At 54.2% G+C, this 17,714-nt stretch carries 12 protein-coding genes; 9 read left to right on the forward strand and 3 right to left on the reverse strand.

The genetic code is table 11. The features are described 5' to 3' along the window. Positions 1-404: 404 nt before the first annotated feature. The 3 genes from AC6ESO_RS23325 (at position 405) to AC6ESO_RS23335 (ending at position 4,681) form a co-directional block, all read left to right on the forward strand. Positions 405-914 (forward strand): ANTAR domain-containing response regulator, encoded by a 510-nt coding sequence (locus AC6ESO_RS23325; protein ID WP_497093487.1) that lies wholly within the window; start codon positions 405-407, stop codon positions 912-914. A gap of 267 nt (positions 915-1,181) precedes the next feature. Then, positions 1,182-2,423 carry a nitrate/nitrite transporter gene (locus tag AC6ESO_RS23330; RefSeq protein ID WP_497093596.1) on the forward strand — a complete coding sequence of 414 codons (1,242 nt, stop codon included), beginning with the start codon at positions 1,182-1,184 and terminating at the stop codon, positions 2,421-2,423. A 128-nt stretch (positions 2,424-2,551) separates the two neighbouring features. Next, the gene (locus AC6ESO_RS23335) at positions 2,552-4,681 is read left to right on the forward strand and encodes a molybdopterin oxidoreductase family protein (RefSeq protein ID WP_497093488.1); all 2,130 of its coding nucleotides are present in this window, start codon (positions 2,552-2,554) and stop codon (positions 4,679-4,681) included. 308 nt (positions 4,682-4,989) lie between these two features. On the opposite strand, the gene AC6ESO_RS23340 is transcribed toward AC6ESO_RS23335, so the two are convergent. Together AC6ESO_RS23340 and AC6ESO_RS23345 are read right to left on the reverse strand one after the other, a co-directional pair. Then, positions 4,990-5,643: a molybdenum cofactor guanylyltransferase gene (locus tag AC6ESO_RS23340; RefSeq protein ID WP_497093489.1), complete on the reverse strand. Its 654-nt coding sequence runs from the start codon at positions 5,641-5,643 to the stop codon at positions 4,990-4,992. A 222-nt stretch (positions 5,644-5,865) separates the two neighbouring features. Further along, complete coding sequence (locus tag AC6ESO_RS23345) at positions 5,866-6,975, reverse strand: glycoside hydrolase family 172 protein (RefSeq protein WP_497093490.1); 1,110 nt, start codon at positions 6,973-6,975, stop codon at positions 5,866-5,868. Positions 6,976-7,107: 132 nt separating this feature from the next. Here AC6ESO_RS23345 and AC6ESO_RS23350 point away from each other — a divergent pair, with 132 nt between their 5' ends. Then, the gene (locus tag AC6ESO_RS23350) at positions 7,108-8,010 is read left to right on the forward strand and encodes an AraC family transcriptional regulator (protein ID WP_497093491.1); all 903 of its coding nucleotides are present in this window, start codon (positions 7,108-7,110) and stop codon (positions 8,008-8,010) included. 91 nt (positions 8,011-8,101) lie between these two features. Beyond that, positions 8,102-9,454: a hypothetical protein gene (locus tag AC6ESO_RS23355; protein ID WP_497093492.1), complete on the forward strand. Its 1,353-nt coding sequence runs from the start codon at positions 8,102-8,104 to the stop codon at positions 9,452-9,454. Between the two features lie 366 nt (positions 9,455-9,820). On the opposite strand, the gene AC6ESO_RS23360 is transcribed toward AC6ESO_RS23355, so the two are convergent. Then, on the reverse strand, positions 9,821-11,479 hold the full coding sequence (locus AC6ESO_RS23360; RefSeq protein ID WP_494819416.1) for a glutamine--tRNA ligase/YqeY domain fusion protein: 1,659 nt from the start codon (positions 11,477-11,479) through the stop codon (positions 9,821-9,823). A 155-nt stretch (positions 11,480-11,634) separates the two neighbouring features. Here AC6ESO_RS23360 and AC6ESO_RS23365 point away from each other — a divergent pair, with 155 nt between their 5' ends. The 4 genes from AC6ESO_RS23365 to AC6ESO_RS23380 all read left to right on the forward strand — a co-directional run bounded on the left by AC6ESO_RS23365 (position 11,635) and on the right by AC6ESO_RS23380 (position 17,634). Further along, positions 11,635-12,159, forward strand: coding sequence for a MarR family winged helix-turn-helix transcriptional regulator (locus AC6ESO_RS23365; protein WP_497093493.1), 525 nt, complete (start codon positions 11,635-11,637; stop codon positions 12,157-12,159). Between the two features lie 6 nt (positions 12,160-12,165). Then, a complete protein-coding gene (locus AC6ESO_RS23370; RefSeq protein ID WP_497093494.1) occupies positions 12,166-13,899 on the forward strand; it encodes an ABC transporter ATP-binding protein in 1,734 nt (577 codons plus the stop codon). Further along, positions 13,896-15,887 (forward strand): ABC transporter ATP-binding protein, encoded by a 1,992-nt coding sequence (locus AC6ESO_RS23375; protein ID WP_497093495.1) that lies wholly within the window; start codon positions 13,896-13,898, stop codon positions 15,885-15,887. The genes AC6ESO_RS23370 and AC6ESO_RS23375 overlap by 4 nt, the downstream gene beginning before the upstream one ends. Before the next feature lie 175 nt (positions 15,888-16,062). Further along, positions 16,063-17,634, forward strand: a complete 1,572-nt coding sequence (locus AC6ESO_RS23380) for a glutamate synthase-related protein (protein ID WP_497093496.1) — start codon at positions 16,063-16,065, stop codon at positions 17,632-17,634. The last annotated feature ends 80 nt before the right edge of the window (positions 17,635-17,714 follow it).

Genomic DNA, 17,714 nt, shown 5'->3' on the forward strand with positions numbered 1-17,714 from the left:
CGTCGCACGAGGTACGACCCTTATTGCGCTGCAGCCCCGGCCGCTTCCGAAAACATAAAAAGCCTATCCACTCGTCGCAATTGACGAAAGAATAGGCTCCATTGCCGGATTTAAGAGGGCACGCCATTGTGCCGTCGTAAAGATCTTGGCTTCAGTATAGTTCTCGAAGATGCACATGTCAATATATCTAACATAAAATAGGACGTTAAGTGCCACTTTTGGTCACTCGCCTAAAATTTAGGAAAAATAGTTGAAATGAACGTCGACATTCTGAGGAAGGGTATGTTATATTTTATTACAAATTTGCAGGCAGGGCTCTAAAGCTGGACAAATGCTATGCCTAACCGAGGTGACCGATGATGAGATCAATCCTTTTTCTAGAGGAAGGAAGGCCTCCCGTTTCGATGCATAGCTTGCAGCAAAACTGCCGTACCTTGCACCGAGCAGCTGATGCCGAAGAGGTTAAGAGCCTGATTAGCGTTGTGGATGCCGCGGTCATGCATGTTCCCGTTGAACGGATGCAGAATTGGCAATCTACAATTGCCGGAATGAGAAGACTGCCAACGCTTTGGCTCTGTTCCGATAGCGCGGTTCCGAGTGAGCTCGAGTTCGGATTTACGCTGGACGGCGTCCTCTTCAGCTCCATGAACACCTTGGAAATAGGCATTGCTTTGAAATGGGGGCAGCGAGTATTCCAGCAGCGCAAGCGATGGGCCGAGGAACGGGAGCAGCTGCTTCAGCGGATCGATGAGCGCAAATGGATCGATCAAGCGAAGGCTGTACTGTGCGAAATCAAAGGAATTTCCGAAGCGGAAGCCTATGATTTCCTACGAAAGCAGGCCATGAATGAACGCAAACGGATGGGCGATATCGCAGCCTCCATCGTGAAAGTCTACCAACTCATCCACGGCTAACCCTCCGGAACAAGTCCCCTCGATGTTCTGAAAATTTATATGTTAGCTATATTGACATCATCCTCGCAAGCCCCCTATAATTGCAACTAAGATCACAATGACGTGAATCGAACGATAATTTGGCTGCCACACCGACGTGGAGCCGATGGCAAAGAGGCCGTATTGCAGTTATCCAACTGCGATGCGGCCTTTTATTGTGTTAGAAACGCTTACAAACAAAAAAGAGAGAAAACCGGAATGAACAATGGAGAGGAGCTACTTGCAATGATGAATCGCGATGGATTTTTAAAAAGCGGACACAGCCCGTCCTTACTGAGTGCATTTTTGTATTTTGACATGAGCTTCATGGTGTGGGTGCTGCTCGGGCCGCTGGCTGTCATTATTATGAGCGACTATCAGATGGATGCCGCGCAGAAAGCAAACCTGGTTGCCTTGCCGGTACTCGGCGGTTCCATCCTTCGCTTAGTGCTCGGTTATTTCACCGATGTTATCGGACCGAAGCGTACGGGACAAATCGGCATTGCGCTGACGATGATCCCGCTGATCTGGGGCTGGAAATTCGTCGACTCCCTGGGCGAGCTGTATATCGTCGCGCTGCTGCTCGGCGTTGCCGGCGCTTCCTTCGCTGCCGCCCTCCCACTCGCAAGTCGCTGGTATCCGCCGAAATATCAGGGCCTCGCGATGGGAATCGCCGGCGCAGGCAACAGCGGAACGGTATTCGCCACGCTGTTCGCTAATCGAATCGCTCAGCATTATGGCAGCTGGCATGCAGTGTTTGGCTTAGCGCTCATTCCGATCGCGATTGTCTTCGTCGTCTTCACCGTGCTCGCCAAGGACAGCCCGAACCAACCCTCCCCGCGCAAGCTGTCCGATTACGGGGCAGTGCTGAAACAGCGAGATACCTGGATGTTCTGTATGCTGTATGCCGTCACATTCGGCGGTTTCGTTGGGATGTCCAACTATTTGACGATTTTCTTCAACACCCAGTATGGCTTGAGCCCCGTACGAGCAGCTGACTTCGCTACAATCTGCGTCATCGCAGGCAGCTTCTTCCGTCCGGTCGGCGGTTGGCTTGCCGATCGAATCGGCGGCCTACGCATGCTGATAGCCTTATATGCGGTCGTCGCCATCATGATGGCTTGCATCTCCACGCTGCCGCCTCTTCCGGCCATGATCGTCCTGCTGTTCATCGGGATGATGGCCCTCGGCATGGGCAACGGCTCCGTGTTCCAGCTTGTGCCGCAGCGCTTCCAGAACGAGATCGGCATCGTCACCGGTATCGTTGGCGCCGCCGGGGGACTTGGGGGCTATTTTCTCCCGAAGGTTCTCGGCAACCTGAAGCTCTCCTCCGGCTCCTATACACCGGGCTTCCTCATTCTTAGCGGCGTGGCACTGATCTGTATCGTCCTCATCTTCCTCGTGCAAGGTGCCTGGAAGAAATCCTGGATCGGCAGCGGCGGCAAAGCTCGCATCGATTCGGCAGGCATGCAGAATACAGCCACCTCTTAATTGATTTCGCTAGGCGGACTGCTCAGCCCGGATGATCACCGCACTGCGCACATCATCCGGGGCGGACGGAACAAAGTCGTTCCGTCTGCACGCCTTAACCCTACGCAAGCGGAAACGGAGGAAACCTCATGTGCGCACTACCTATAGCAGCTGATCCGGATGCGACCCGCATTAGCTCCCATTGCTGCTTTTGCAGTATGCAGTGCGGAATTGAGCTGCTTCCGGAAGACAATTCCGCAGGCTTCGAAATTAAGCCCAGCCCGGATTTTCCGGTGGCAACGGGCCGCTTATGCCAGAAAGGACTGAATGCCTTGGGGCATACCGTCCATGAGGAGCGTCTCCTTGTACCGCAACGCAGAATCGGCTCTGCGCTTCCGGGTTCCACATGGCAGCCAACCAGCTGGGAAGATACGCTGGATGCCATCGCCTCCTCGATCTTATCCATTCAAGAGCAGCACGGCCGCGATGCCGTATCCGTCTTCGGTGGCGGCTCGCTCACGAATGAAGTCTGTTACCTGCTCGGCAAGTTCACGCGTGTCGCTTTACGCTCCAAATATGTGGATTACAACGGACGCTACTGCATGTCCTCCGCTGCGGCGGCGCAAATGCGCGCCTTCGGCATCGACAGAGGGATGAATGTGCCGCTGGATGATTTGATGATGGCAAACTATATTATTTTGGCCGGATCCAATATTGCGGAATGCCAGCCGACGATGGTTCCGTATTTAATGGCAGCCAAGAAGCGCGGGGCCATTATCGTCACGATCGACCCACGCCCTACCATGACCTCCAAATTAGCGGATATTCATGTGAATTTACAGCCGGGGTTCGACTCCGTCTTCGTCAACGGCCTGCTCCATGTCATCTTGAGCGAGAATCTATATGACAAAGCCTACGTAGACGCTCACACAACCGGAATCGAGGAGGTCCGGGAGTCCGTTCGTGATTTCTCGCCCGATACGGTGTCCGGGTACACCGGCATTCCCAAAGAAGTCATCCGCACCATCGCGCGCGGATTTGCCCGTGCGGAAACAGGCATCGTCCTCACTGCACGCGGATTGGAACAGCAAATTAACGGCGTGGAGCACACGCTGAACTATATCAATCTCTGTCTGTTAACCGGCAAAATGGGCCGGCCCGGCTGCGGATTCGGACCCGTAACCGGTCAAGCGAACGGTCAAGGCGGCCGAGAGCACGGTCAGAAAGCCGACCAGCTGCCGGGCTACCGCATGATTGACGACCCCGAAGCACGTCGGCATGTCGCGGCGGTTTGGGGAATTGATCCGGAGGAGATCCCTGGCAAAGGGGTTTCTGCTTATGAGCTGTTCGACCGCATTCTGGACGGCGAAATTAAAGCGATGATCGTGCTCGGCTCCAATCCCCTTGTATCGAGTCCGAATAACTCGCGAGTGGAAGAGGCATTAAAGAAGCTGGAGCTGCTCGTTGTTATTGATCTCTTCGAGACGGAAACCGCCGCTTACGCACATTGGCTGCTTCCGGGATCGACATTTCTGGAGGCGGAGGGTACGTTAACCAATCTCGAAGGCCGCGTATTTCATCGTCCGCGTGCGCTGAAGACGCCGGGCGAAGTGATGGAGGACTACAAGCTCATTGCTGCACTGGCAGAGCGGCTTGGGCGCGGTGCTTATTTTCAATATGAAACACCGGAAGCGGTGTTCGACGAGCTGAGCCGTGCAAGCGCAGGCGGAAAAGCAGACTACAGCGGCATGTCCTATTCACGGATCAAAGAGAAGAAAGGCTTGTTCTGGCCTTGTCCGGCGCCCGAACATCCCGGAACGCCGCGCATGTTCGAGAACGGCGTCTATTACCATCCGAACGGACGCGCCAAGCTGCATGGGATAACGCCAAAGAAACCCGCCGAAACGACGAGTTCCGAGTATCCTTATATCCTTACGACAGGCAGGCTTGGCAACCATTACTTGAGCGGCACCCAAACGAGGCGCACCGCCGCACTAATGAAGAAAGCGCCTGTTCCCGTCGCTGAAATTCACCCCTCTGCAGCCGAGAAACTACTGCTGCGTCCCGGCGACCGCCTCCGCCTCACCACGCGGCGCGGTACGATGGTCATCGACGTGAAGGTGGTGCAGGATATTCACCCCACCACCGTATTCGTTCCCTTCCACTGGGGCGGCGACTTGGCAATTAATAGGCTGACCAACGATGCGCTGCACCCCATCAGCCGCATGCCTGAATTCAAGCTATGCGCGGTCCGGCTTGAGCGGGAGGCCTCCTCGTAAGCGAAATGAAATAAACAAAGCACCCCTTCGGGTGCTTTTCTTGCGATGAAAAACTACCTTTCGCTGCGGCGATAGCGCTACATGAGAGGTACCAGATACCGCTCTTCAGCGGGAACGTGACTCTATTGGGTTAGGCTCGCTGTTTAGCGGCAAAGGGAAAGTAGCTCACAGAGCTACACTTGCGCAACTAAATGCCGATTTCTGTTCATGTGTGGCTCCACGAGCAACACATCCTCAAATAGTTGGTGATTTCTGTTGAAGTGTTGCTCCCAGAACAACACTTCAACAAGTGGTTAGTTTCATTTTGCTTACAGCTCTATACTACCTCTCGAACGCACATAGTCAGCGTACAATTCAGGAGTATTCAGATTCACAAAAGCCTCTTCTTCCTCCGGAAGCGGCTGCACCTGAGCGGTATGCAGCGCATCAAGCAGCGACATGAGGCGAAGCTCACGCCGCTCGAGCCGCAGCTGCAATTCGCTCGCCACGCTCGTATGATAAAGCGCATGGAACGGCTGATTTACCGTGCGAATAATTTGCAGCACACCTGCTTCCGGCCGCGATACCGCCTCCTCGCTTGCTAATTGCAGCATCCGTGCCAGCAGCGAACCCGACAACAAGGGCATATCACATGCCATCGCAAAGCCATAACCCGGCTCTTGCATCGCAGACAACGCGGCATGCAGTCCAGCCAGCGGGCCGCAATCCGGGTAAGAATCGTGCACGAATCGAACCCGGCCGAGCAGTCCGTCCAGCCTCGACCTGTACGCGTCCTCCCGCTGACTGTCGCCAACGGATACAATGACACACGTCATGCCAAGTGCCAGCATTTGCTCGGCGATCACCTTCAGGATCACGTCACCATTTGTCCCAACGGGCAGCAATGCCTTATCGGACCCCATGCGCGAGCTTCGTCCGCCTGCAAGAATGATGCCCGTCACCTTCGATAGCGATATCGACAAAGCCGTTCCCCTCCGCCCACAAAATAGTTGCCCTTAGTATACCAGCCATCAGCGGATACCTGTACTAACTTCTAACAAAAAAGGACCGAAGACAGAGTTTCCTCTCCGCTTCGGCCCTCGCTCGTTATGCGCTCCCCCACTTTTCCCCGCGTCTCTTACAAACACAAAAATAAGCCTAATTCGAGGTCATCGAACTAGGCTTCTTCTGCTTGTTACAATGGTTTACTTTTCATTGCCCCACAATGTAGGCTTGCTGCCGTTTGCATTGCGCCATGCATGCCGCCACCGATGCACATCAACGACGCCGACTTCCGGCATGTTGCCCCGCTCTTCCTTCGGCGGAAGCGCCGGGAATGGTTGATGCGGCTCGCTTTGATACCAATACGCAACGGTCGACAGATCGAGCGTCAAGCTATTGTCATGTCCGTGCTCGATGCTCGCATGCAGCGATTTCTCGAATCGGATCGGATCTTCCAAGAAGAAGCGGTAGCAGTGCGTGCGACCCATCCAGCCCAGCTTATTCGGCACTTTAGCGTAACCAAAGTACGGATGCGCATACACTTCGTTCGGGCACCAGGAGCTGTTGAAGAAATCCTCCGTCCCCGTTCCATGGAGAGAGCCTGGCCAATCCTCGCCATCGATCAGCCACATGTCATCGCCCTCGCCGTACCACATTGGGCCCGGGTTATCCACGTAGTAGTTGATGCCGACAAACTGTCCGCTGCCAACGATATTTGCGAACACATAGTTATGCTCGGTTGTCGGGTTCTTCCCCTGTGGTGCGATAACACCCCACTCCGTCTCTCCTTCTTGAGGTTGCACGCCCGTAATCTCCCGGTTCCACCAAGCGTGGAACCGGCCCTCACTGGCAGGAATCTCCGGATGCTGCTCGAAATCAATATAATAATAAAAGTTGGTAATTGGCTCATTCGATTGGTTCTCAATCGTAATTCTTGCCCCGTCGCCAAACGGCATCGGAAAATAACAGTTAAACGCTTTGCCATTTACAGGCGCCGCGGCAAGCGGAAGCGAGGCGAAATTGTACTCTTCGCCAAATCCTTGTCCGAAGAAATCGCCCATCGGGGATTCGACGCTCGGCTCGGTCTCGCCATCCCAATACATCCGAATGACGGCATTGCGGCGAATAAACTTGTCCGGTGCATTGACCGTGATCCAAATATGTTTTACGATGCCAGCGCCGGCAATAACAGCAAGATCCGCTGTTTCTCCTGCGGGAATCGATATAAAGTCGGCGTTCCCTCCGCTGCGGTCGTAGCTCGAAATGCGTTTCGTTTTAATGCCAGGTTGAATCTTACTGATATGGTTTAACATATTCGTCTCCTCTCACTAGCTCCATGATAGCTAGATTATAACGAACCGCTTCGGAGAAATATTTATCAGGACCATGTGACTTTTTAACAGCAATTGCTCTTCTAGTAGATTGCAGCCAGGGAGGCAACGTAGTTGGAAGAACAAGATATCCTCACGAGGCTTAGTCCTTATGTTCGCATAGCGATGGCAAGCATCGTCCCTTCGCATTGGTCTATTCCCGAGCGGCAAATTTGGGATTACGAGCTTCTTTACTTGCAAGAGGGGCAGTTGCTTGTAACAGTGGAAGGCGTTGCCTATGAGGGAGTTCCCGGCGACATCTTCTTGTTTAAGCCGCGGCAGACGCATTCCATTCAGGTGCTTGGCGACGCGGCCGTAAGTCAGCCTCATGTGCATTTTGACCTGATCGAGATGCCGGACAGCCCGGAGCTGTCGGTATCCTTCCACATGCCCAGCCACATGCCGAAGGAACAGCTGGCATGGTTTCGGCCGGACCGGATGTCTGAAGGACCGCTCGCGCTCCCGAACCACATTCGGCTCCGACAACCGAAGCGGTTTGAGTCGATGCTGCTGGAACTGATTGAGGAGTTTCAAATGCGATTGCCGCTATACGAAACCTCTTGCAAAGGATTGCTGCTCTCCCTGCTCACTTATTTGATCCGGCAGCATGACCTTGGCATGAAACGGCCAGGTACGGACATGCAAGCCATTCGCCGGCATCTTCACTCCAAATGGGACAGCGAGATTACGCTGGAGGAGCTGTCTGAGCGATTTAAGATCAGCAAGTACTATATGCTGCGCACCTTCAAGAAACACTATCTCACGACGCCGATCCAATACCATCGCCAAATCCGAATCGATCAGGCCAAACAATTGCTTCGTTATACCAATCTCTCCATCCAGCATATTTCCGATCACTTGGGATTCGGCAGCATCCATGCGTTCAGCCGCGCCTTCAAGGTGGCGGAGGGCGTGCCTCCAATCGCTTTCAGGGCAAGGAGCGGTCCGGGTGCGGAAGAGTTTAACAGTCAATTTTGACAAAAAAACGAGATTGTTTAGACCAAGAAATTCTCCCTTAGAACTTATATAATCGTACGTAAGTACAACTTTCATAAGGGAGTGTCGCGCATTGAACAGAGTCGTTATTGACAATAAAGGCATACCGCCTCTTGCCGGAATATGTTCCTACGAAGAGGCCTGCAAGCCCGGGTTTACCGTCGACCAAAGCGTAAATCTGCTGAAGCGTTTCAACTTTATTGCCAAGAACCTCAATCAAATCTTGTCCGCGCATCTGGCAGCTGTTCCGGAATGGGAAGTTAAATGTGCGTTTGGCTACCATCTGTGGCTCGATGCCGAGCACAGTGCCGCTATTCGCAAACGGGTTTCTGAAATGCGCGAGCCTCCCCTGCATCTTGATCAAGATCCGGATGAGCAGCTGCGCATCTGGCTGGATGAAGCAATCCGCGCGGAGAATACGGTGGAGCTGCTCACCGGGGTCTATCGGGTCATCCGACCGGAAGTTGCGAAAGCGCTGTCCCAGTATATGGCGAATATGAACAAAATGACGGAGCATCCGACGTACCGCCTGCTTCGCGGCATGCTGCAGGATGAAGAAGAAATGATCGCCTGGGGAGAAGCGGCCCTCGCGGCGTTAATGGATTCGCCTGAGCAGGCGAGCATTGCCGATCAATGGGAAGCTCACCTGCGCGCTTTCTTGCTCGCTGCCGGCGGCGTGTCGGGGGATCTCGATGCTGTGGTCTGTGAAGCAATCCCGCGTTCGGACGGTCAACGCTATGAAATGGACCCGATGCCTCGTCGCGATGATCGGTTCATCGATCCTTACAATACGTCCGCCAAGATCGATTCCTACTTCTGGGATGAGAACTGTTCACCGGAAGAGCGCGCCTACTCGCTCATCTATAAACGACTTCGCGAGATGGATGTACCGGAGTGGATGGGGCCGATTCTGTACAAAACGGAAGGCAAGCCGTGGGAATACTACACCGATCTTAGCCGCCAGCTATGGGATGAAACCCGGCATGCGATGCTTGGAGAGATCGGCCTGTACTTTGGCGGAGTTCCATTTTATAAGTACCCGATTCATATGGGATCTTCGGTGATTCTCAATACCGAATTTAGTCCGCAGGATGCTCATCTCATCCTGTGGCGGATCGAACAGAGTCTCATGCCTAAACATACGGGCAAGCAGAAAGAGTGGGAAATCGCGAAGGACACCAACAATCCGATTTCGCTCCTGATCCAAGATTACGATTGGGCCGACGAGGTGCTTCATGCCCAAATCGGACGCAAATGGCTCGTTCCGGACTACGGCAGCTTAGCGGCCATGACCGAAAGCGGCGACCAAGCGATGAAGGCGTGGGGCCAAGCGAACGCCAAAACGGCCGATTGGTCCGAGCAGGCCGAGTGGTGGCCGCAGTTTATGGAGGAAATCCGCGCGAATGAGCTGGCGCGGAAGGGTTAGAATTGGGGCACCGCTGTCAGCGGTGCCCTTTTTGGCGGGCTTCCAGCTGCAGGCTGAGCCAGGGCAGGCAGAGCAGGTAAATTTGTTTAACCCGCGATGGCTATCCCGCTTATGTGTTGGTTTTTTGGCGATTTTGCATGCTTTTAGCGGCTATTCGGCTTATGGCGACGGAAAGATGCAGTTCGGGGTTAGGTTTACTCGGGTTTCGTTGGTGTTAGCGGCTATTCCGCTTATGGGCTGGTTTTATCGCGATTTCGCCCACTGAGAGCGAATATGCCGCTATCGGCGGTCAACTGCACCACGCAAGCAAAAAAGGGCTGGCCCCGCAAGTCATAACCATGACTTGCGAGGCCAGCCCTATTCATTTTAAGCCTTCGGATCAAACGAACTCTTCAGCGACACGATGCGGTTGAAGACAACCTTCTCATCGCTGGTGTGCTTCGGATCTACGTTGAAGTAGCCGTGGCGGAAGAACTGGAACTTGTCCTGTCCGCGCGCTTCCTTCATGTTCGGTTCGACGAAACCTTGCAGCACGTCGAGCGAGTTCGGATTGATGCGCTCCAGGAACTCTTTGCCGTCATCCTCCGGGTTATCGAGAAGCAGCGGCTCGAACAGGCGGAATTCAGCCGGTACGGCTTGGGAAGCTTCCACCCAGTGGATGGTGCCTTTCACCTTGCGGCCGGTGAAGCCTGATCCGCTCTTCGTTTCCGGATCATACGTGCAGCGAAGCTCGACTACGTTGCCCGCTTCGTCCTTCACCACTTCTTGGCAGGTAATGAAGTAAGCATGCTTCAAGCGGACTTCGTTGCCCGGGAACAACCGGAAATATTTGTTCGGCGGGTTCTCCATGAAATCGTCCTGCTCGATATAAATTTCACGCGAGAACGGAATTTGGCGGCTGCCCATCTCTTCGTTCTCCGCGTTATTTTCGGCTTCAAGCATCTCCACTTGCCCTTCCGGGTAGTTGGTGATGACCACTTTCAGCGGTGCAAGCACGGCCATCGTGCGCGGCGCCTTCAGCTTCAAATCCTCGCGAATGAAGAACTCCAGCATCCGCTCGTCCACTACGCTATAAGCACGCGCTACGCCGATTTCGCGGCAGAAAGCACGCAGCGATTCAGCCGTGAAGCCGCGGCGGCGAAGACCGCTGATCGTCGGCATGCGAGGGTCGTCCCAGCTTTCGACGACGCCTTGATCGACGAGCATTTTGAGGTAACGTTTACTCATGATCGTATTCGTCACGTTCAAGCGGGCAAACTCATATTGACGCGGCTGCGATTCCATCTCGCATTCGATGATCGTCCAATCGTACAGCGGGCGGTGATCTTCGAACTCCAGCGTACAGATCGAATGCGTTACACCTTCAATCGCATCGCTGATCGGGTGCGCGTAGTCATACATCGGATAGATGCACCAAGCATCGCCCGTCCGGTGGTGATGAGCATGAGCAATACGGTACAGCGCAGGGTCACGCAGGTTGATGTTCGGCGAGCTCATGTCGATTTTGGCACGCAGAATCCGTTCGCCGTCCTTGAACTCGCCTGCACGCATACGAGCGAACAGATCCAAGTTCTCTTCCACGCTGCGGTCACGGTATGGGCTGTTTTTGCCAGGCTCGGTCAACGATCCGCGCATTTCGCGCATTTGCTCGGCCGTCAGGTCGCAGACGAACGCTTTGCCCTTCTTAATGAGAAGCACCGCACGTTGATAGAGCTCCTCGAAATAATCCGAAGCAAAGCGAAGGTCGTCCCACTCAAAACCAAGCCAAGTCACGTCCTCTTGGATCGATTCCACATATTCCGTATCTTCTTTTACCGGATTCGTATCGTCAAAACGCAGGTTGGTTTTCCCGCCATATTCGTCGGCAAGCTCAAAATTCAAACAGATCGATTTGGCATGGCCAATATGCAGGTAACCGTTCGGCTCCGGCGGGAATCGGGTAATGACCTCGCTGACTTTACCGGCTTTCAAATCTTCAGCCACGATATTTTTAATAAAGTTAGAGGATGATGTCTTGTTCTCCATTGCGACCAACCTTTCCTACCTAAAATCTTATCCTACTATCATACACAATTTTCAGAGTGTTTATAAATAGCAATCTTGACATTCCATTGGCGAAATAAATATACTTAGGTTAGCTAACCAAACTAAATGCATGATGCAAAAAAGGAGCACTTCCTATGCAAGGTCATAACGAGCACGACCGCGGCACTGCCCACCAGCTTATCCGCGCATTCCGACAGCTCAAGCATATTCCGTTTAAGAACCGAAATCCGATCGAGAATTGCACGCCCAGCGAGACGATGACGCTATTCACCATCGGAGGAGCCATGCGCTCCAATCCCGCAGGACTGAAGGCATCGGAACTCAGCAGTCTGATGAACGTCGCTTCGCCTACAATCACGCAGACCGTCAATGTGCTCACGGCAAGAGGTCTGCTTGAGCGCAGCGCGGACCCGAGCGACCGCAGAGTGGTACGGATTAAGCTGACGGAGGAAGGCGCCAGGCTGACCGGTCTTGCCCGAGCCGCCATGCATGCCCGGATGAACGGACTGATCGAGCATCTGGGCGAGGATCGTGCAGCGCTGCTGGTAGAATTGCTCGATGATGTTTTCGCCTTCTATCATGGCGAGCGACCAGAGGAATATTCCGTATGGTGCAAGGACAGTCCAAACAAACCAACTAACTCCAAAGAGGGTGAATGAGCGTTTATGATGAAACTGCTTCGTATGCTGCGGCCTTACCGCATCCCTGTTTTATTCGTTCTATTATTCGTCTTCCTTCAATCGTTATCCGATTTGTATCTCCCGACGCTGCTCGCCGACATCGTCGACAAAGGCGTCGTACAAGGGGATAACCCGTACATCTGGCGGATCGGCGGTTTCATGCTGCTCATCGCGCTGGGCGGCGGTATTTGTTCCATCGGTGCCAGCTTCTTGTCCGCCAAGGCGGCGGGCGGCTTCGGCCGCGACCTGCGCAGCCGCGTTTTCGGGCATGTAGAGAAGTATTCCCTGCATGAATTTGACCAAATCGGCACTGCCTCCCTCATTACACGGACGACCAACGACATCACCCAAGTACAGCAAGTACTCATGATGATGATGAGGGTCATGGTCATGGCCCCGATGATGTGCTTCGGCGGGATCATTATGGCGCTCTACAAAGACGTCAATCTCTCACTCATTATTATTGCGATCGTACCGATTCTCGCACTCATTATCTTCGCGATCGTTAGCCGTGGTGTCCCGCTGTTCAAGGCGATGCAGAAGAAGATCGACAAGCTTAACCTTGTACTTCGCGAAAATCTTACCGGTATCCGCGTTATCCGTTCCTTTAACCGGATCAACCACGAGCAGGGCCGTTTCAATGATGCCAATTTCGATCTGACCGATACATCGATCAAAGTAAACCGGATCATGGCCTCGCTTATGCCCGCGATGATGCTCGTGTTGAATTTTGCGAGCCTTGCCATCGTTTGGTACGGCGGACTTCGCATTAACAGCGGCCATATGGAAGTCGGCGACTTGATGGCCTTTATTCAATACGCGTGGCAAATCATGTTCGCGCTTATCTTTGCCTCCATGATGTTCGTAATGATTCCGCGTGCATCCGCTTCGGCCACTCGGATCAACGAGGTGCTGAACATGGTACCGGATATCACAGACCCTAATGCAGCTTCATCGGCTCGATCAGCTGCTGCAAGCGGCGAGCTTGCTTTCAACAATGTATCCTTTCATTACCCGGGCGCCGAAATGCCGGCGCTCTCCAACATTTCGTTCCGCGCAGGCCGCGGCGAAGTGACGGCCATTATCGGCGGCACAGGCTCCGGCAAATCTACGCTCATCAATCTCATTCCGCGCTTCTATGATGCTTCTGGCGGCAGCATTACGATCGGCGGCATCGATGTACGCGAGATGTCGCAAGAGACGCTGCGTTCTATGATCGGCCTCGTGCCGCAGAAGGCGGTGCTCTTCACGGGGACCATTGCCGAGAACATCCGCTTCGGCAAAGAAGATGCAACGGACGAGGAGATTCGTCATGCGGCCGTTGTAGCGCAAGCCAGCGACTTCATCTCTGAGATGAAGGAAGGCTTCGGCTCGCCGATCGCGCAAGGCGGTACCAACGTATCCGGCGGCCAGAAGCAGCGGTTATCCATTGCCCGCGCACTCGTTCGCAGACCTTCGGTCTATTTGTTCGACGACAGCTTCTCGGCGCTCGACTTCAAGACCGATGCCAAGCTGCGTGAGGCACTGCGCAGTGAAACGACGGATGCGACAGTCTTGATCGTTGCCCAGCGGGTTAGCACCGTCATGGATGCCGACCGCATTATCGTGCTCGATGACGGCCAAATCTCAGCGATTGGCACACATCGCGAGCTGCTGCAATCGTCCACCGTCTATCGCGAAATCGTCACGTCACAGCTGTCAGAGGAGGAAATCGCATGAGTGAACAACAACGAGGCCCTGCAGGTGGACCGGGCGGTCCTGGCGGTCCGGGCGGTCAACGGCCAGGTGCCCCAACCGGCCCGGGTCCAAGCAATTTCGGTTTCGGCCCGGGACGCGGCGGCCCGGGCGGCATGATGGGTATGCCGGTTCAGAAGGCGAAGAACTTTAAAGTTACGCTGCGCAGACTAACCGGTTATCTGAAGCCTCACCGCACGGCACTGCTTATCGTGCTTCTGACGGCAGTACTCAGCACGGTCTTCTCGATTCTCGGACCGAAAATCATGGGGAAAGCCACAACGAAGCTGTTCGAAGGACTGATGGGCAAGATTAAAGGCGTACCCGGCGCAGAGATCGACTTTCATTATATTTGGCAAATCCTTGTTATACTCGCTGTCTTATATGTAATCAGTGCCATGTTCAGTTTCATTCAGCAGTATGTCATGGCAAGCGTCGCGCAGAAAACCGTATACGATCTTCGCAAAGACGTGAACGAGAAGCTGGCGCGATTGCCTCTGAAGTTCTTCGATTCCCGCACGCACGGGGAAATACTGAGCCGCGCGGTCAACGATGTCGATAACATCAGCGGAACGCTGCAGCAAAGCTTGACGCAGTTCATTACCTCCTTCGTGACGCTGATCGGCGTTATCGTCATGATGCTGACGATCAGCCCGCTCATGACGCTCTTCACGGTTGTGACGCTGCCGCTTAGCTTCCTCGCGATTAAGATGATTGCGAAGCGATCGCAGCTTTATTTTAAAGGACAACAGAAGGCGCTTGGCGAACTGAACGGCCACGTTGAGGAAATGTACACGGGCCACAATATCGTGAAAGCGTTCGGTCATGAGCGCAAATCCGTTGCCAAGTTTAATGCGGTCAATGAGGAGCTGTATCAATCCGGCTGGCGCGCGCAATTCGTCTCCGGGATGATCATGCCCATCATGGGCTTCATCGGCAACATCGGCTATGTACTGGTCAGCGTCGCGGGCGGCATACTCGTGCTGCACAAGTCGATTACAATCGGGGACGTGCAGGCGTTCATCTCCTATTCGCGCCAATTCGCGATGCCGATTACGCAAACCGCTCAAATCGCCAACATCATTCAGTCGACGATTGCTTCCGCGGAGCGGATTTTCGAGCTGCTGGATGAGGAAGAAGAAGTGCTTGAAGCAGATGCTCCGGTTGCCATTGTAAGCAGCCAAGCAGCTGCCGGTACCCTTGTCGGTAAAGCAATGAAGCCGAAGGGCGACGTGAGCTTCAACCATGTGCAATTCCGCTATAAGGAAGACACGGCGCTCATCGAAGACATGGACATCCATGTCCGCGCAGGTCAAACGATCGCCATCGTCGGCCCAACCGGCGCAGGTAAAACAACGCTTATTAACCTGTTGATGCGGTTCTATGAGCTGAGCAGCGGCAGCATTACCATTGACGGCGTAAACCTGACGCAGCTTCGCCGAGGCGATTTACGCAGCTTGTTCGGCATGGTGCTTCAGGATACGTGGCTGTTCAACGGGACGATCCGCGACAATATCGCTTACGGTCGTATCGGCGCTTCGGAAGACGAAGTGGTTGCAGCAGCCCGGGCCGCTTACGCCGATCACTTCATTCGAACGCTGCCGGACGGCTATGATACGATTCTGAACGAGGAAGCCTCGAATATTTCTCAAGGCCAGAAACAATTGCTCACCATTGCCCGCGCCATTCTTGCCGACCCTGCCATCCTCATCCTCGATGAGGCGACAAGCAGCGTCGATACGCGGACAGAGATTCATATTCAGCATGCGATGAATCAGCTGATGCAAGGACGGACCAGCTTCGTCATCGCCCACCGTCTCTCGACAATCCGCGATGCGGATCTCATTCTCGTCATGAACCACGGTACCGTGATCGAACAAGGCACACACGAAGGCTTGCTCGCTGCCGGCGGTTTCTACGCCGACCTGTACGAAAGCCAGTTCAGCAACCGCAAGCGTCAGGATGTAAGCTAGCTTACGATCAGCCGGTTGCCGAAATGCAGAACCTCCATACCTACCTTTCTCGGTGGGATGGAGGTTTTGTCGTTCTGTCGCCAAACACGCCTTGCGGCGACTAAAAAATGGAAGCGCATGGTATACTGAAATGGAAATTTATTGCCCGCTAATTTAACAACTGGGGGAATCCGAGATGTTAGCCACGATTCTGATTACCGCTGTTTTCTTGCTTGTCGCGCTGCCTCTGCTCGCGTTCTTCAGCTATATGTACATCCTCTCCAAGCGGCCCAAGCATTCCATTATCCGATCGCATCCGTTTCTTGGCTGGATGCGGTATTTGCTGGAGAAGCTGGGTCCGGAGTTCCGGCAATATTGGTTCGATAATGATACAGAAGGCAAACCGTTCTCGCGGGCCGATTTCGTCGGCCTGGTGTATGCGGCCAAATACCGCACCGATCTCATTTCTTTCGGCGGGCGCCGTGACTATGAGAAGCCGGGCTTCTACTTGTCCAATGCGATGTTTCCCAAGCTGACGAGCGAGCTGAAGGTCGACAACCTTCAGCTTGTGCCCGGAAGAAAATACGTCATCACCGACGAAGGGCTGTTTACGCGCAAAGAAAAAACCGTCGACGAGAGCGTGAAGCGCTGGCTCCTCGCTGACGACGATGTCATTATCGTGGGTCAAGATCGCCCTCAGCCATGGCGGCTGAAAGGCATGTTCGGCGCGTCCGCCACTTCCTTCGGCGCAGTCGGCGAGAACTATATCCAATCGACAGGCAGCGGCGCAGCTATGGCCGGCGGGTCATGGATCAATACAGGCGAAGGCGGCGTTGCAGCCGTTCACCTCGCAACCGGGGTAGACGTCGTTTCCCAGATCGGCCCCGGTATGTTTGGTTTCCGTGACGACCTGGGTAAATTCTCCATAGAAGAGTTCAAGCGCAAAGCAGAGAATCCGAACATTAAAGCCTTCGAGCTCAAATTCCATCAAGGGGCTAAGATCCGCGGCGGACATCTGGAAGGCTCTAAGGTAACGGAAGCGGTAGCGGCAGCAAGGCTGGTCCCGGTTGGCAAAACCGTCAATTCGCCCAATCGCTTCGAAATGCTGACGAGCCCGGAAGAAGCGCTCCGTTTCATAAGCTCCTTGCAAGAGGCCGGCGGCAAACCTGTAGGCATTAAGATCGTCGTCGGGGACCCGAACCGGCTGGAGCCGTTATTCTCGGCGATGCTGGAGCTGAACATCTACCCCGACTTCATTACGGTCGACGGCTCCGAGGGCGGGTCCGGCGCCACGTTCAAGGCGATGGCTGACGGCATGGGCCTGCCGCTATACGCGGCGCTCATCATTCTCGACGACACCGCTCGCAAATTCGGCGTTCGCGAGCGCATTCGCATCTTCGCCTCCGGCAAGCTGATCACGCCGGATAAAGTAGCGATTGCCCTCGCACTTGGAGCAGACTGCGTCAATTCGGCGCGCGGCTTCATGATGGCTAACGGCTGCATCATGGCGATGCAATGTCACACCGGCAAATGCCCGACCGGCATCACCACAACCGATGACAAGTATCAAGCTGCACTCGCGCCTGAGGAGAAGCAGTGGCGGGTCATGAATTATATTTTGCAGCTGAGGGAAGGTTTGTTCTCGCTGTCTGCGGCATGCGGCCTGGAGAGCCCGCGCGGGCTGCGACGGGAGCATGTGGTATTCACGACCGAAAGCGGCCAAACGACCCGAATCGCCGATCTCTTCCCTTATCCCGAGCCGCAATAATCAATAGGGTTTTTCTTACATCCGTATTGACAAAGACATACTTTCCCCATTAAACTTACTATATAATATTTAGCTTATTA

This window comes from Paenibacillus rhizoryzae (assembly GCF_059686995.1).